11 protein-coding genes are annotated in these 13,732 nt (G+C 69.2%); 4 read left to right on the top strand and 7 right to left on the bottom strand.

All coding sequences use genetic code 11. The features are described 5' to 3' along the window. Nucleotides 1-21 precede the first annotated feature (21 nt). Both HLH21_RS08900 and HLH21_RS08905 read right to left on the bottom strand, forming a co-directional pair. Nucleotides 22-813 (bottom strand): ABC transporter ATP-binding protein, encoded by a 792-nt coding sequence (locus HLH21_RS08900; RefSeq protein ID WP_182943404.1) that lies wholly within the window; start codon nucleotides 811-813, stop codon nucleotides 22-24. Next, complete coding sequence (locus tag HLH21_RS08905; RefSeq protein WP_182943405.1) at nucleotides 810-1,595, bottom strand: MlaE family ABC transporter permease; 786 nt, start codon at nucleotides 1,593-1,595, stop codon at nucleotides 810-812. Before HLH21_RS08905 ends, HLH21_RS08900 begins: the two co-directional genes overlap by 4 nt. A gap of 410 nt (nucleotides 1,596-2,005) precedes the next feature. Here HLH21_RS08905 and HLH21_RS08910 point away from each other — a divergent pair, with 410 nt between their 5' ends. Further along, nucleotides 2,006-3,319 carry a UDP-glucose dehydrogenase family protein gene (locus tag HLH21_RS08910; protein ID WP_220789748.1) on the top strand — a complete coding sequence of 438 codons (1,314 nt, stop codon included), beginning with the start codon at nucleotides 2,006-2,008 and terminating at the stop codon, nucleotides 3,317-3,319. 7 nt (nucleotides 3,320-3,326) lie between these two features. Here HLH21_RS08910 and HLH21_RS08915 read toward each other — a convergent pair whose 3' ends face one another. Together HLH21_RS08915 and HLH21_RS08920 are read right to left on the bottom strand one after the other, a co-directional pair. Further along, nucleotides 3,327-4,568 carry a multidrug effflux MFS transporter gene (locus HLH21_RS08915; RefSeq protein ID WP_182943459.1) on the bottom strand — a complete coding sequence of 414 codons (1,242 nt, stop codon included), beginning with the start codon at nucleotides 4,566-4,568 and terminating at the stop codon, nucleotides 3,327-3,329. Between the two features lie 117 nt (nucleotides 4,569-4,685). Next, nucleotides 4,686-5,348: a VC0807 family protein gene (locus tag HLH21_RS08920; RefSeq protein WP_182943407.1), complete on the bottom strand. Its 663-nt coding sequence runs from the start codon at nucleotides 5,346-5,348 to the stop codon at nucleotides 4,686-4,688. A gap of 102 nt (nucleotides 5,349-5,450) precedes the next feature. Between HLH21_RS08920 and HLH21_RS08925 the strand changes: the two genes are divergently transcribed. Beyond that, a complete protein-coding gene (locus HLH21_RS08925) occupies nucleotides 5,451-6,080 on the top strand; it encodes a TetR/AcrR family transcriptional regulator (RefSeq protein WP_182943408.1) in 630 nt (209 codons plus the stop codon). On the opposite strand, the gene HLH21_RS08930 is transcribed toward HLH21_RS08925, so the two are convergent. Continuing rightward, nucleotides 6,034-8,343, bottom strand: a complete 2,310-nt coding sequence (locus tag HLH21_RS08930; protein ID WP_182943409.1) for an FdhF/YdeP family oxidoreductase — start codon at nucleotides 8,341-8,343, stop codon at nucleotides 6,034-6,036. The two genes, HLH21_RS08925 and HLH21_RS08930, sit on opposite strands and share 47 nt — an antisense overlap. A 21-nt stretch (nucleotides 8,344-8,364) precedes the next feature. Next, nucleotides 8,365-9,183 (bottom strand): formate dehydrogenase accessory sulfurtransferase FdhD, encoded by an 819-nt coding sequence (gene fdhD, locus HLH21_RS08935; RefSeq protein ID WP_306414183.1) that lies wholly within the window; start codon nucleotides 9,181-9,183, stop codon nucleotides 8,365-8,367. 83 nt (nucleotides 9,184-9,266) lie between these two features. On the opposite strand from fdhD, the gene HLH21_RS08940 reads away from it, so the two are divergent. Together HLH21_RS08940 and HLH21_RS08945 are read left to right on the top strand one after the other, a co-directional pair. Next, on the top strand, nucleotides 9,267-9,503 hold the full coding sequence (locus tag HLH21_RS08940) for a DUF3297 family protein (protein ID WP_182943410.1): 237 nt from the start codon (nucleotides 9,267-9,269) through the stop codon (nucleotides 9,501-9,503). Between the two features lie 104 nt (nucleotides 9,504-9,607). Beyond that, nucleotides 9,608-10,864: an NAD(P)/FAD-dependent oxidoreductase gene (locus HLH21_RS08945; protein ID WP_182943412.1), complete on the top strand. Its 1,257-nt coding sequence runs from the start codon at nucleotides 9,608-9,610 to the stop codon at nucleotides 10,862-10,864. Between the two features lie 83 nt (nucleotides 10,865-10,947). Here HLH21_RS08945 and HLH21_RS08950 read toward each other — a convergent pair whose 3' ends face one another. After that, nucleotides 10,948-13,542, bottom strand: a complete 2,595-nt coding sequence (locus HLH21_RS08950) for an MMPL family transporter (RefSeq protein ID WP_182943413.1) — start codon at nucleotides 13,540-13,542, stop codon at nucleotides 10,948-10,950. Nucleotides 13,543-13,732 lie beyond the last annotated feature (190 nt).

Raw genomic sequence — 13,732 nt, forward strand, 5'->3', positions numbered from 1 at the left:
ACGGACGGGGCGGCGCGCGTGCTAGCGACGCAGTTCCATGCTGATCGGCCCTTCGCGCCGGCCATGCGTGAACTGGTCCACCATGGGGTTGCCGCTGTCCAGCAGCGCCGACGCCGGCCCCTGCCAGATCAGCTTGCCCTGATATAGCATGGCCGCCCGGTCGCCAATCCGCCGGGCCGAGGCCATGTCGTGGGTGATGGCGATGGCGGTCGAACCCAGCCGGCGCACGCAATCGACGATCAGCCCGTCGATCACCGCCCCCATGATCGGGTCCAGCCCGGTGGTCGGTTCGTCGAAGAACAGGATGTCCGGCTGCGACGCGATGGCGCGGGCCAGGCCGACGCGCTTCTGCATGCCGCCCGACAGTTCGGAGGGGTACAGCGCGCCGACCGAGGGGTCCAGCCCCACCTGTTCCAGCACCCGGCCGGCATGGGCGCGGGCCTCGGCGCGGGGCATGCGCGCGCCGTGCCGACGCCCGGCCGCCATCAGGCCGAAGGCCACGTTTTCCCAGACGCTGAGGCTGTCGAACAGGGCGCCGTTCTGGAACAGCATGCCGATCTTCTCGATCGCGCCTTCGCGCCGGCGCGCGGGCAGGGTCAGGATGTCCACGCCGTCGATCTCGATCGACCCGGAATCGGGCGCGATCAGGCCCAGGATGCAGCGCAGCAGCACCGATTTGCCGCTGCCCGACCCGCCGATGACGACGCACGACGTCCCCGGCATGACGTCGAGGTCGATCCCGTCGAGCACCCTTTTGGAGCCGAAGGATTTGGTCAGGCCGCGAATGCGGATCTTGGGTGTTGCGTCCGTCATTGCGAGAAGAACACGTCGGTCAGCAGGTAATCGAACGCCAGCAGCAGGATCGAGGCCCCCACCACGGCCGAGGTCGTGGCCGCCCCCACCCCTTCCGCGCCGCCGCGGCTGTGATAGCCGTGATAGCAGCCCATCAGCGCGATCAGGAACCCGAAGACCGCCGCCTTGGCCAGCCCCACGGTGATGTCGATCGGTTTCACCGTCGTCAGGGTCGCGGCGATATAGGCCGGGGCCGAGAAATCGAGCTTGACGACCGACACCGTGAACCCGCCCATCACGCCCAGGATGTCGGCCACCAGCACCAGGAACGGCAGCGCCAGCGTCCCGGCCAGCAGCCGGGGCGTCACCAGGTATTTCACCGGATTGGTCGAAAGCGTGGTCAGGGCGTCCACCTGGTCGGTCACGCGCATCGTCCCGATTTCCGCCGCCATCGCGGCGCCGACGCGGCCCGCCACCATCAACCCGGCCAGCACGGGGCCGAGTTCGCGGGTGACCGACAGCACCACGATCCCGGCGATCGCGCTTTGCACATGGTACTGGGCGAAGCCGGTATAGGATTGCAGGGCGATGACCCCGCCCGAGAACAGCGCCGTCAGCGCCACCACGGGCAGCGAGAAGAATCCGATCTCGACCAGCGAGCCCAGGAAGATCCGCCAGTAGAAGGGCGGGCGAACCAGGTGCGACAGGCCGGCCAGGCCGAACAGCGCCATGGCCCCGGCCGTCCGGACCAGATTCAGCGCCGCGCGGCCCAGCGCCGCGATGAAATCGAGAATGGCGTTCACGAGAGACGCCGCAGGCCGTCCGGGCAGGTCGATCCGGGGTGGGCACGTCTGGCAGGTCGATAAGGCATGACACTGCCGTAGCGCGGGACGACGGGCACGTCAAAACAAGGACGCCCCGACCGGCGCGCAAAACGCGCCCTGAAAACAAAAAAAAAGCGGCGTCCAAAAACGCCGCCGTAGTTTAGGGAGGAAACGTCCATGAAGCGCGCGTGGGCGCCACTTCATCCCTCATCTATGGCGGGCGGACCGCCGGCGGGTCAAGCAAATTGTGCGGCGCAAAAATATGCCGCCGACGCGCCGGGACGGAGGCCGGCCCCGCGCGCCTCTGGCCAAATCCGACCCCGCGCTCCATAGTCCGGCGCAACCGGGAATGTCCCTGTCTTTTCGGGAGGATGTCCGTGCACATCGCAATGATCGGCGGAGGGTATGTCGGCCTCGTCTCCGCGGCCTGCTTCGCCGAGTTCGGCAACGACGTTTCGGTGGTCGAGATTGACCCTGCCCGGCTGGCGGCCCTGCGCGACGGCCGCATCCCCATCTACGAACCGGGGCTGGATACGCTGGTCGCCGACAATATCCGCGCCGGCCGCCTCTCCTTCGGCCATGACATCGCCGCCGCCGTCCGGGGGGCGGAGGCGATCTTCATCGCCGTCGGCACCCCGCCGCGCAACGGCGACGGCCAGGCCGACCTGACCTATGTCCACGAGGCCGCGCGGCAGATCGCCCGCGCCATGTCGGATTATGCCGTCATCGTCACCAAATCGACGGTACCGGTCGGCACCAGCCGCCGCATCGCCGAGATCATGCGCCAGACCTGCCCCGACCTGGCGTTCGACGTGGCCTCGAACCCCGAATTCCTGCGCGAGGGCAATGCGATCGGCGATTTCATGAAGCCCGACCGCGTCATCGTCGGCCTGGACGAGGACGCGCCCGACGGCGGCGCCCGCGCCCGCGCGGTGCTGGGCAGCCTCTACCGGCCGCTCTCTCTGATCGAGGCGCCGGTCCTGTTCGTGAAGCTGGAAACCGCCGAACTGACCAAGTACGCCTCCAATTCGTTCCTGGCGATGAAGATCTCGTTCATCAACGAAATGGCCGACCTGTGCGAACGCGTGGGCGCCAATGTCCACGACCTGGCGCGCGGCATGGGCCTGGACGGACGGATCGGCCGGAAATTCCTGCATCCCGGCCCAGGCTATGGCGGGTCGTGCTTCCCCAAGGACACGCTGGCCCTGACCCGCATCGCGCAGGAAGCCGGCACGCCCACGCGCCTGATCGAGGCCACGGTCGGCGTCAACGACGCGCGCAAGGTGGCGATGGCCAGCCGGATCGTCGCGGCGTGCGGCGGGTCGGTGCAGGGCAGGACCATCGCCGTGCTGGGCCTGACCTTCAAGCCCGAGACCGACGACATGCGCGAGGCCCCGTCGATCCCCATCCTGGTCCGGCTGGCCGAGCGCGGGGCCGATATCCGCGCCTTCGACCCGGTCGGGATGGCGGCCGCCCGCCCCCACCTGCCGCCCGCCATCACCTATTGCGACAGCGCGCTGGACGCGGCGCGGGGCGCCGACGTCCTGGTGGTCCTGACCGAATGGAACGCATTCCGCGCCCTGTCGCCGGTCCATCTGGCCACGGCGATGCGCGGCCGGACGATCGTCGACCTGCGGAACATCTTCGACCCCGCCGCCATGCGCGGGGCGGGCTTCACCTACAATTCGGTCGGGCGGCCCTGACGGTTCGCTACCCCGCCTCGGCGTGACGCCGGTGCCACAGGGAGCAGGCCAGCATCCCGGTAATGCCCATCATCATGACACCGACCATCGGCAGCACCGTATCCATCGGCAGGCAGCCCAGCAGCACGCCGCTGAGCGAGCCTACCGTGAACTGCGTGGTGCCCATCAGGGCCGAGGCGCTGCCGGCGTGGTGCCCATGCCGGGTGAACGCCAGCACCGTGGCGTTGGGATTGACGAAGCCCAGCGACCCGGTGACCAGGCCAATCATCACGCAGACCAGCGCCGGATGGGCCGGCCCCGCCAGTCCCGCGATCGCCAGGGCCAGGAAGGTCGTCCCGGCCAGGGTGGAGAAGCAGACCCCCCGCATCAGCAGCACATGCAGCGGCACCAGATGCACCAGCCGGGCGTTGATCTGCGCCCCGGTGATGAAAAGGGCGGCGTTCACGCCGAAGAACACGCCGAACTGGCCGGGCGTGAACCCCAGGATATGCTCGAAGACGATCGGCGCGCTGGCCAGGTAGCCGAACATCACGAAGGACGAGCACCCCAGCAGCAGCGCCGCCGACAGGAACATCGGCTCGCGCGCGATGGCGACGTAGCGCCACAGCACGTTGGAGACCGACAGCGGAATCCGCTTCTCGCGCGGCATGGTGTCCGGCAGCGTCCAGGCGACGGCGATCACGCCCAGCACGCCGTAGAGGACGGCGATCCAGAAGATCCAGCGCCAGTGGCCGAACGACAGGACGAGGCTGCCCAGGCTGGGGGCCAGGATCGGCATCAGGCCGAAGACCAGGGTCAGTTGCGACATGATGCGCGCGCCCTGCACGCCGGTGGCGATGTCGCGCACGATGGCGCGCGGCACCACGACCCCCGCCGATCCGCCCAGGGCCGCGAGGAACCGCCACAGGCAGAACAGGCGATAGTCGTGCGACATGGCGCAGCCCGCCGAGGCGATGCTGAACACCAGCAACCCGCCGATCAGCGGCACGCGCCGTCCCAGCCGGTCGGAAATCGGCCCCTGCGAGAACTGCCCCACCGCCAGCCCCGCCAGCCACGCCGCCAGGGTGATCTGCGCCGACCCCGGCCCGCCCCCCAGGTCGCGGTCGATCGCCGGAAAGGCGGGCAGGTACATGTCGGTGGCCAGCGGCCCGATCGCCGTCACCAGCCCCAGCAGGACGACATGCCACATCGGCAGGGCGCCGACGGGAATGCGGTGACGATAGGCCAGCGAGGTAGTGGTGGACGACATGGGCGGCGCCGTGAACCCGACAGGAAGGGGCATCGTATGTCCTGCTTTCCCGCCCGCCTGTCCATGCCATTCTGCGGCCCCGCCCCCCGCCGTGGGCATGGCTGCCACGCCCGGCGTTCAGGTGCGGGCGGCCATCCGCCTGCCGGTCCGGATGCTCCAGGGCACCAGCACGACCGGAATGACGATCCACAGCACATGCATCGCCCCCAGCAGCACCGGGTTGGGCCACCACAGCACCACCGTCAGCCGCGCCGCGGCCTCGCCCAGCAATATCGCCGCCCAGGCCAGGGTCAGCAGCCGCATGAAGCGGCGAAAGGGCGGAAAGGCCCACCGGCCCTCGAACGCCGCCATCCGCTCGGGCGTCGTCCCTACCGTGGCCCGCGCCAGGTCATAGACCAGCGGGCGCCGCCGCAGCAGCGAGCCCAGGAAGACCAGCCCGATCGCCCCCGTCACCAGCGAGGATTGCGCCAGCACCAGGCCGGGCGTCGTGAACCACAGCGCGCAGGCCGCCCCCGCCAGCGTCGCCGCCAGGGCCAGCAGCGTCATCGCATCCAGGCGGCGCCGGCGCAGCACCCCCGCCAGCATCACCAGCAGCATCGCGCCCGACGCCGCCAGGCTGGCGGTCAGCGCGCCATAGCCCAGACGGCCCGCCCCGGTCACGATGCCCCACGGCAGCATGACGTTCAGCGCGATTTCCCGCGCCAGTCCGCCGGTTGTCAGGCTGATGCCCGGCAAGGCGGCGGATGGGGCGGAAACAGGGGTCGGGTCCTGCACGATCATGGAATGCCCTTTCGCGATACCCGTCCGGTGGCGGGGTGACGGGACGATTCCACATCAATCTTTACATTGTAAAGATAAAAGATCCGGGCTAGGCTGGCCGCCATGTCCAGACCCCCCTATCACCACGGCAATCTGCGCGCGGCCGTGCTGGAGGCCGCCGAGCGCCTGCTGGACCAGGGCGGGCCGTCCGCCCTGTCGCTGCGCGCCATCGCGCGGGAAGCCGGGGTATCCGCGACCGCCCCGGCCCATCATTTCGGCGATCTGTCCGGCCTGCTGAGCGATCTGGCGGCCATCGGCTTCCAGCGCCTGGTCGAGACGATGCGCCGCGCCGCGACCGACCCCGCGCCCCGCGCGCCGGTCCACGCCTATGTCCGCTTCGCGCAGGACAATCCGGGGCTGTATACGCTGATGTTCCGGTCCGACCGGCTGGATTACCGCCGGGAGTCGCTGGCCGCCGCGTCGCAGGCCTCGTGGGCGGTGCTGCTGCGCTCGGTCGGGTCGGAGGCGCGGATGCCGGCCGAATCCGATCTGGCGACCCTGGGCCAGGTCACCTTTCGCTGGTCGCTGCTGCATGGCTTCTGCACCCTGCTGCTGGACGGGCAGCTTCGGCCCCTGCTGGCCAATCCCGCCTGCAACGGCGACCCGCATGTGCTGCTGGACGTGATGGTCCCGCCGCCCGCGCCGGTCAGGCCGGGACCGGTTCCGATACCGACGCGCCCGCCATCGCCATGACCCGCACCGGGATCGACTTCGCCGCCGGGGTGCCGCTGATCTCGTCGAAATGGTCCAGCGGCAGCAGGGGATTGAGTTCGGGGTAATAGCCCGCCACCGACCCGCGCGGCAGGGAATAGGGCAGCGCGCACAGATCGGCCACCCGCCGCACCACGCCGTCGTCCGACAGGGTTTCCACCACCACCAGGGCTTCGGGGGCGATGGCGCGATCACGCATGTCGTCCGCGTTCATCAGCAGCACCATGCGGGTGTCGTACACCCCGCGATAGCGGTCGGTATTGCTGTAGATGGTGGTGTTGTACTGGTCGTGCGAACGCACCGTGGCCAGGCGCAACATGGCGGGGTCGGCCACCGGCGGGTCCATCGCCAGCCCGGCGAACGGCAGGAAATTGGCCTTGCCCGTCGGGGTCCGCCATTCGCGATGGCGCGGCGGGTTGTACAGGTGGAAGCCCTTGGGTTCGCGGATGCGGTCGTTGAAGCCCGCGAAATCGGGATAGACCTCGGCGATCTTGTCGCGGATCAGGTTGTAATCGTCGATATAGGTCCCCCACGGCACCACGCTGTCGGGCAGCGTCGCCTTCGCCATCCGGCAGACGATCTCGATTTCCGACAGCAGGTGGGGGCTGGCGGGTTCCAGCACCCCGCGCGACGCGCCGACATTGGACATCGCATCCTCGATCGTCACGAATTGCGGGCCGCTGGCCTGCGTATCGATTTCCGACCGGGCGATCACCGGCAGGATCAGCGCCTGCCGCCCATGGACCAGATGCCCGCGATTCAGCTTGGTCGCGATGCCCACCGTCAGGTCCAGCCCCGCCATCGCCCGGTAGGCGATGGGCGTGTCGGGGATGGCGTGGATGAAATTGCCGCCCATGCCGATGAAGACGCGCGCGCGCCCGTCGATCATCGCCTTCACGGACTCGACGACATGATGGCCGTGCTCGCTCGGCGGGGTGAAGCCGAAGGCGGCCTGCAAGCGGGCCAGATAGGCGGCGGTGGGCTTTTCGTCGATGCCCACGGTCCGGTCGCCCTGGACGTTGGAATGGCCGCGCACCGGGCAGATCCCGGCCCCCTTCTTGCCGAAATTCCCCTTCATCATCAGAAGGTTGGCAATCTGCTGGATGGCGCGTGCGCCCTGCCGGTGCTGGGTGATGCCCATGCCGTAGCAGATGATGCTGGCGTTCGCGCGGGCATAGATGGCCGCAATACGGCGGATCTGCGCTTCCTCCAGCCCCGATACGGCGACGATGTCGGCCCAACCGGTCGCCCGCGCGTCCTGCGCCACCTCGTCGAAACCATGGGTGTGGGTGGCGATGAAATCGGCGTCCAGCACGCGCGGCGCGCCGGCCGCCCGGGCCGCGTCGTCCAGTTCCAGCAGCGTCTTCATCATGCCCTTGATGACGGCGATGTCGCCGCCGATCCGGACCTGGCAGAATTCGCTGGCGATCTCGGTGGAGCCGAAAGTGGCCATCTTCACCGGGTCCTGCGGCTCGGTGAAGCGCATCAGCGCGCGTTCGGGCATGGGGTTGATGACGACGATCGGCACCCCGCGCTTGCGGGCGTGAACCAGCTCGCTCATCATCCGGGGGCTGTTGGTACCGGTATTCTGGCCGATGATGAAGATCGCCTCGGTGCTGGCGAAATCGCTGATGACCACCGTGCCCTTGCCGATGCCGATGGACGGCGGCAGGCCCCGGCTGGACGGTTCGTGGCACATGTTCGAGCAGTCGGGGAAATTGTTGGTCCCGAATTCCCGCACGAACACCGAATAGAGGAACGCGGCCTCGTTCGACGTGCGGCCCGACGTATAGAATTCCGCCTGGTCGGGGTGGTCCAGCGCCCGCAGCGCATCGCCGATCAGCGCGAACGCCGCATCCCACGAACAGGGCACGTAATGGTCGGTGGCCGCGTCATAGCGCATCGGCTCGGTCAGGCGGCCCTGTTCTTCCAGCCAGTAATCGCTGCGCCCCATCAGGTCGGTGACGGTGTGGGCGGCGAAGAAGTCACGCCCGATCCGCCGCTTCGTGGCCTCCACCGCCAGCGCCTTGGCCCCGTTCTCGCAGAATTCCAGCGTCTTTTCCCGGTCGGGGTTGGGCCAGGCGCAACTGGGGCATTTGAACCCGTCGGGATGGTTCATCGACAGCAGCGCGCGCGAGCCGGTGGTAATCACGCTCTGCTCCAGCAGGGCCTTGGCCGTGGCCTTCGCCGCCCCCCATCCGCCGGCGGGATGGGTATAGGGCCGGAACTTCACCTGTTCGGACATGCTGCCTCGCCGGGGTCATCGTCAGCCGGCCGTGTCGATCCGGCCAGGATGGGTGAATATCATCTGCGCGTCGCGTCGCGCCAGCGCAACCAGCGTCAGCCCGGCCTCCTGCGCCATGTCGACCGCGCGGACAGTGGGCGCGGAAATCGCGACAAGGGCCGGAATCCCGGCCATCGCCGCCTTCTGCACCATCTCGTACGAACACCGGCTTGTGATGAGGCAGAACCCGTTCGCGAAACCGCCTTCCAGCGTGTCGCCTCCCAGCCCGGCGCCAATCAGCTTGTCCAGCGCGTTGTGGCGGCCGACGTCCTCGCGCACCAGTCGCAGCGCGCCGTCCACGTCCGACCATGCCGCGCCGTGGACCATATGCACCACCGCGTTCAGCACCTGCCGCCCCGCCAGGGCGTCCAGCGCGCGGCGGATCGCCGACAGCGCCAGGCGCGGCCCGGCCGCCACGCGCGGCGGGGCCGGGTCCAGCGCCGCCAGGTCCTCGACCCCGCAGACGCCGCACCCGGTGCGGCCGGTCACGCGCCGGCGCCGCGCCAGCAGGCGCGCGAAATCCTCGCCGGGGATCCGCAGCCCGATCTCCACCCCGCGCGGCCCGACATCGACCCGCAGGTCGCGGATCGCGGCGGCCGAGGACACGATCCCCTCGGTCAGCGAGAAACCGATGGCGAAATCCTGAAAATCGGCGGGGGTCGCCATCATCACCGCGTGCGGCACGCCGTTGTAGGCCAGCGCCACCGGCACCTCCTCGGCCAGCGCCAGCGCGCGGTCCCCGGCCCCGTCCGGCCCCAGCCATCGGGCGACATGCCGCCGCCAGCACCCGTCGGTGCTCATGCGCGCGGGGCGTGGCGGTTGGATTGGCGGCCGGGACCCGCTATGTCAGCGCACATGATCGTCACCCTGCAAAGGTCAGCCCGATGAGTGATACTCCCCCAGACCGCCTGTCCGCCAACCCCGAAAGCCCGTTTCACGACGCGGCCCTGCTGGAACGCGGGATCGGCGTCCGCTTCAAGGGCATCGAGAAGACGAATGTCGAGGAATATTGCATCAGCGAGGGCTGGGTCCGCCTGGCGGTCGGCAAGACGACCGACCGGCGCGGCAATCCCATGACCATGAAGCTGCAAGGCCCGGTCGAGGTCTGGTTCAAGGCCTGACCTGTATCAAGGACCGGGCCGCCCCGGGCTGTAGTCTGCCCCTGAAAGCAGCCGACCCCGCGCGGGTCCCGGTCCCCAACGATCTCAATCAAGGAGCGTGTCCCATGGTTTCGACTCAGCCGGATATCCCGGACACCGACCGCTTTACGGTCGTCATCGTCGGCGGCGGGGCGGCGGGCATCACCGTCGCGTCGCAGTTGAAGCGCAAGCGGCCCAACCTGTCGATCGCGATCATCGACCCCGCCACCACCCATGCCTACCAGCCCGGCTGGACACTGGTGGGCGCGGGCGTGATGAAGCTGAAGGACACGCTGCGGCAGGAAGGCGGGCTGATCCCCAAGGGCGTGCGCTGGCTGCGCGCCGCCGTCGCGTCCTTCACGCCCGAGGAAAACACCGTCACCCTGGCCGATGGACGGCGGATCGCCTATCGCCGCCTGATCGTCTGCCCCGGCCTGCAGCTCGACTGGTCGAAGATCGCCGGGCTGGAGGAAACGCTGGGCCGCAACGGGGTATGCAGCAATTATTCCCGCGAGTCGGTCGAATATACCTGGTCGTGCATCCAGTCGCTGTCGGGCGGGACCGCCCTGTTCACCCAGCCGGCGATGCCGATCAAATGCGCCGGCGCCCCGCAGAAGATCGTCTATCTGGCCTCGGACCACTGGCGCAAGAGCGGCGTGCTCAACCGCATGAAGGTCGAGTTCTGCCTGGCGGGGGACGCCCTGTTCGGCGTGAAATACTTCGTGCCGTCGCTGCAGGACGCGATCGACTATTACGGTGTCGATCTGCATTACAAACATAACCTGGTCGCGGTGGACGGGCCGAACCGCACGGCGACCTTCGCCGTCACCGGCCCGGACGGCAGCAGCACCACCGTCACCCGCAGCTTCGACATGCTGCACGTCACCCCGCCGCAGAGCGCCCCGGATTTCGTCAAGGCCAGCCCGCTGGCCAATGGCGGCGGCTGGCTGGACGTCGATCCCGCGACGCTGCGCCACGTGCGCTTCGACACCGTGTTCGGCCTGGGCGACGTGGCCGGCACCACCAATGCCAAGACCGCCGCCGCCGTCCGCGCGCAGGCCCCGGTGGTGGTGGCGAACGTGCTGGCGTCGCTGGACGGACGGCCGCTGGACAAGACCTATGACGGGTATGGCGCCTGCCCGCTGACGGTGTCCTACGGGCGGGTGGTGCTGGCGGAATTCCTGTATGGCGGCGTGCCCGCCCCCAGCTTCCATTACGACCAGCGCAAGCCCAGCCGCTTCGCCTGGTTCCTCAAGACCCAGGTCTTCCCCCGGCTGTACTGGAACATGATGCTGCCCGGCCGCGACGTGAGCGTGCCGCACAAGCCGCTCGACATCGGCTGACGGGCCAGGGAAGGTCGGGCGCTGCCCGAACCCGGCAAGGGCCTCGGCCCTTGCCTCCCGTTCGTTTTATAAAGCCCGAGGCCCTAGCGATCGTCGATCGCCCGCTTGGGCAGCAGGGCCGGTACGAAGATCAGGGTCGCCAGCAGCGTGCAGCTCAGCGACAGCAGCAGCAGCCGGCCCATGCTGGCCGTCCCCGGATGATGCGACGCGGCCAGCGAGCCGAACGCCGTGCCCGTGGTCAGCGCCGAGAACAGGACCGCCCGCGCCGTGGGGCTGGACAGCGGCGCGCGCACCCCGGCCCGCCAGTTCATCACGAAATAGATGTTGAACGACACGCCGACGCCCAGCAGCAGCGGCAGCGCGATGATGTTGGCGAAATTGAGCTGTTCCGGCACCAGGACGATCAGGATGACCGTCATCAGCGCCGACAGCAGCAGCGGCGCCAGCACCAGCGCCATGTCCAGCAGCCGCCGCAGCGCCACCAGCAGGATCACCGCGATCATGACGATGGCCGACAGCGCGGCGAAGACGAACGCATGGACCATGGTCGTCGCGCTTTCGACCACCTCGATCGCATCGCCACCGGCGTCGGGGGCGATGCCGCGGATCTGCGCGACATAGGCGTGCAGGTCGGCGTTGCCGACCATTTCGCGTTTCGGATGGATTTCCACCAGCGCGCGGCCGTCGGGCAGCAGGTACTCCTGGCGGATCGAGGGGGGCACGTCGGCGATCGTGACCGGCTGCGCCGCCAGCATCTGGCGCAGCTGGTCCAGTTGCGCGGGCAGGAAGCGCACCAGCGCCACGTTGGCCGCCATCAGCACCGGGTCGGGCGCGTGTGACAGGCGGTCCAGCGCCGACTGGATGCGGCGCAGCGGATCGCCCGGGGGCAGCTTGTCCAGCACCCCACCGAGGTCCCGCGCCGTCCTGGCCGCCGACGCGCGCAGGGCGGCAGCGTCCGGCGCGGGCTTCGGGGTGGGGACGATCAGGGTCGGCAGCAGGATCGACGCCGAATCCTGGATCATCGCCAGCTTCGCCGGCTGGTCCTCCGGCACCATCGACCCCAGCCACATCGCATCGTCCACCAGCGGCAGGTGCGACAGGCGACTGGCCAGGATTTCGGCCTGCTTCAGGTCCGGAGCCAGCACCTGCGCCCCGTAGGGCGAGGATTGCGGGTCGGTCATCAACTGGCGCAGCACCTGCATCCCTTCGGATTTCGGGTCCTTGGTGTGCAGCGGATCGGCATCGAAGGTCAGGACCGGGATCAGCACCGCGCCCAGGACCGCCAGGAAGGTGAAGACGCTGAGGATCGGCACGCGATAGACCCGCACGGCGCGATCGGCCGGGCGGGCGACGGCGAAGCCCGTCGCCGGGTGGTCCAGCGACGGGCGGAACAGCCGCAGCAGCGCCGGCAGCAGCGTCAGCGTGCAGACAAACGCGATCAGCATGCCGAAGCCCGCGATCAGGCCCAGTTGCGCCACGCCGACGAAGGCGGTGGGGGTGAACGCCAGGAAGCCCGCCATCGTCGCCAGCGAGGCGACCAGGATCTGGTGCCCGGTTTCGTCGCCGGTGCGCGCCAGCGCGTCATGCAGCCCCGGCAGGCCGCCGCAGGACAGGCGCTGCGCGCGGAAGCGCACGGAAAACTGGATGGCGAAATCCACCGCGATGCCGACGAACAGCACCGCGAAGGCCACGGAAATCAGGTTCAGCGTCCCCACGGCCAGCGCCGCGAAACCGGTGGTCAGCAGCAGCCCCGCCACCAGCGTGATGACGATGGGCACGATGATGCGCCAGGTCCGCACCGCCAGGAACAGCCACAGCGTGACCAGCGCCAGCGACCCCAGCAGGCCCGCGACCATGCCCTGCGCGACGGTGGCGAATTCCTCGTCATTGATCTGCACGTCGCCGGTCAGATGGACGCGCGCATGGCCCGACCGCACGAATTCCAGGCCGGCGATGGCCCGGCGCATGGCGTCGCTGGCGGCCCCGCCCGGCTGGAAGGACCCATAGTCCAGCCGGGGCCGGGTGACCACGAACTGGAATTTCCCGCCCAGGTCGGCCAGGTCGCTGGCCAGCATCCGTTCCCATGACAGGGGCTGGGCGTGGCCGTCCGCCGCCTGCTCCAGCGTGGTGGCGAAGGCGTTCAGCGCCGGCTGGAAATTCTTGAGGTCCGCCTGGCCCTGCGACACGCCCAGCGCGATCAGCGACAGCGCGTCGAACAGGCCCCGCCCGGACGGATCGGCCGCGAGCCCGCCGAGGAAGGGCTGCGCCGTCACGGTGGTGTCCAGCACCGAGGCCAGGGTCTTGTTGTCCAGGAACATCAGCCCGTTGCGGACCAGGTACGGGTCCTGCTGGGGCAGCTCGACCGACTGGAAATGCGCCGTGTCGCCGCGCAGCCTGTCCGCCAGTTCGCGCGCGGTCACCTGCGCCTCTTCCGGCAGGTCGGCGTCGATCACCGCCACCAGGCGGTCCTGGTTCTGCGGGAACAGGCGCGCCAGCTCGTCCGACCGCTTCTTCCAGGGCAGGCTGGCCGAAAACATCGTGCCGGTGTCCGTCGTGACATCCAGCCGTTTCATGCTGCATGCCACGGCGCCCCCCACCAGGATCACGAACAGCAGCAGCACGAGCACGGCGCGATGGGAACAGACCGCCACGAGGCGACCGATCGGAAGGGACTGCATGATGCGTAATTCGGCCCTTGAGAAGCTGACGGCGGAAACGGAGGAAGGAAAACTGGCGCAGGATGCCGGCGGGCAGGACACCCGGTGACGCGGCATCGTTTGACCCAGGATGCGGTGCGGATGCAAGACGCATGTTCGGCCATCAGCCCGGCGGCCTGCGCGCCGAACCCGGCCAGGGCCACGGCCCTTG

It is taken from the genome of Gluconacetobacter johannae (assembly GCF_014174305.1).
In the GTDB taxonomy this organism is placed as follows: Bacteria; Pseudomonadota; Alphaproteobacteria; order Acetobacterales; family Acetobacteraceae; genus Gluconacetobacter; species Gluconacetobacter johannae.

Excerpts from the sequence above, each read along its gene's own strand:
- fdhD (WP_306414183.1), bottom strand. The coding sequence starts at position 9,183 with ATGAGCACCGACGGGTGCTGGCGGCGGCATGTCGCCCGATGGCTGGGG.
- HLH21_RS08915 (WP_182943459.1), bottom strand. The coding sequence starts at position 4,568 with ATGTCGTCCACCACTACCTCGCTGGCCTATCGTCACCGCATTCCCGTC.
- HLH21_RS08940 (WP_182943410.1), top strand. The coding sequence starts at position 9,267 with ATGAGTGATACTCCCCCAGACCGCCTGTCCGCCAACCCCGAAAGCCCG.
- HLH21_RS08920 (WP_182943407.1), bottom strand. The coding sequence starts at position 5,348 with ATGATCGTGCAGGACCCGACCCCTGTTTCCGCCCCATCCGCCGCCTTG.
- HLH21_RS08910 (WP_220789748.1), top strand. The coding sequence starts at position 2,006 with ATGATCGGCGGAGGGTATGTCGGCCTCGTCTCCGCGGCCTGCTTCGCC.
- HLH21_RS08945 (WP_182943412.1), top strand. The coding sequence starts at position 9,608 with ATGGTTTCGACTCAGCCGGATATCCCGGACACCGACCGCTTTACGGTC.
- HLH21_RS08925 (WP_182943408.1), top strand. The coding sequence starts at position 5,451 with ATGTCCAGACCCCCCTATCACCACGGCAATCTGCGCGCGGCCGTGCTG.
- HLH21_RS08950 (WP_182943413.1), bottom strand. The coding sequence starts at position 13,542 with ATGCAGTCCCTTCCGATCGGTCGCCTCGTGGCGGTCTGTTCCCATCGC.
- HLH21_RS08930 (WP_182943409.1), bottom strand. The coding sequence starts at position 8,343 with ATGTCCGAACAGGTGAAGTTCCGGCCCTATACCCATCCCGCCGGCGGA.
- HLH21_RS08900 (WP_182943404.1), bottom strand. The coding sequence starts at position 813 with ATGACGGACGCAACACCCAAGATCCGCATTCGCGGCCTGACCAAATCC.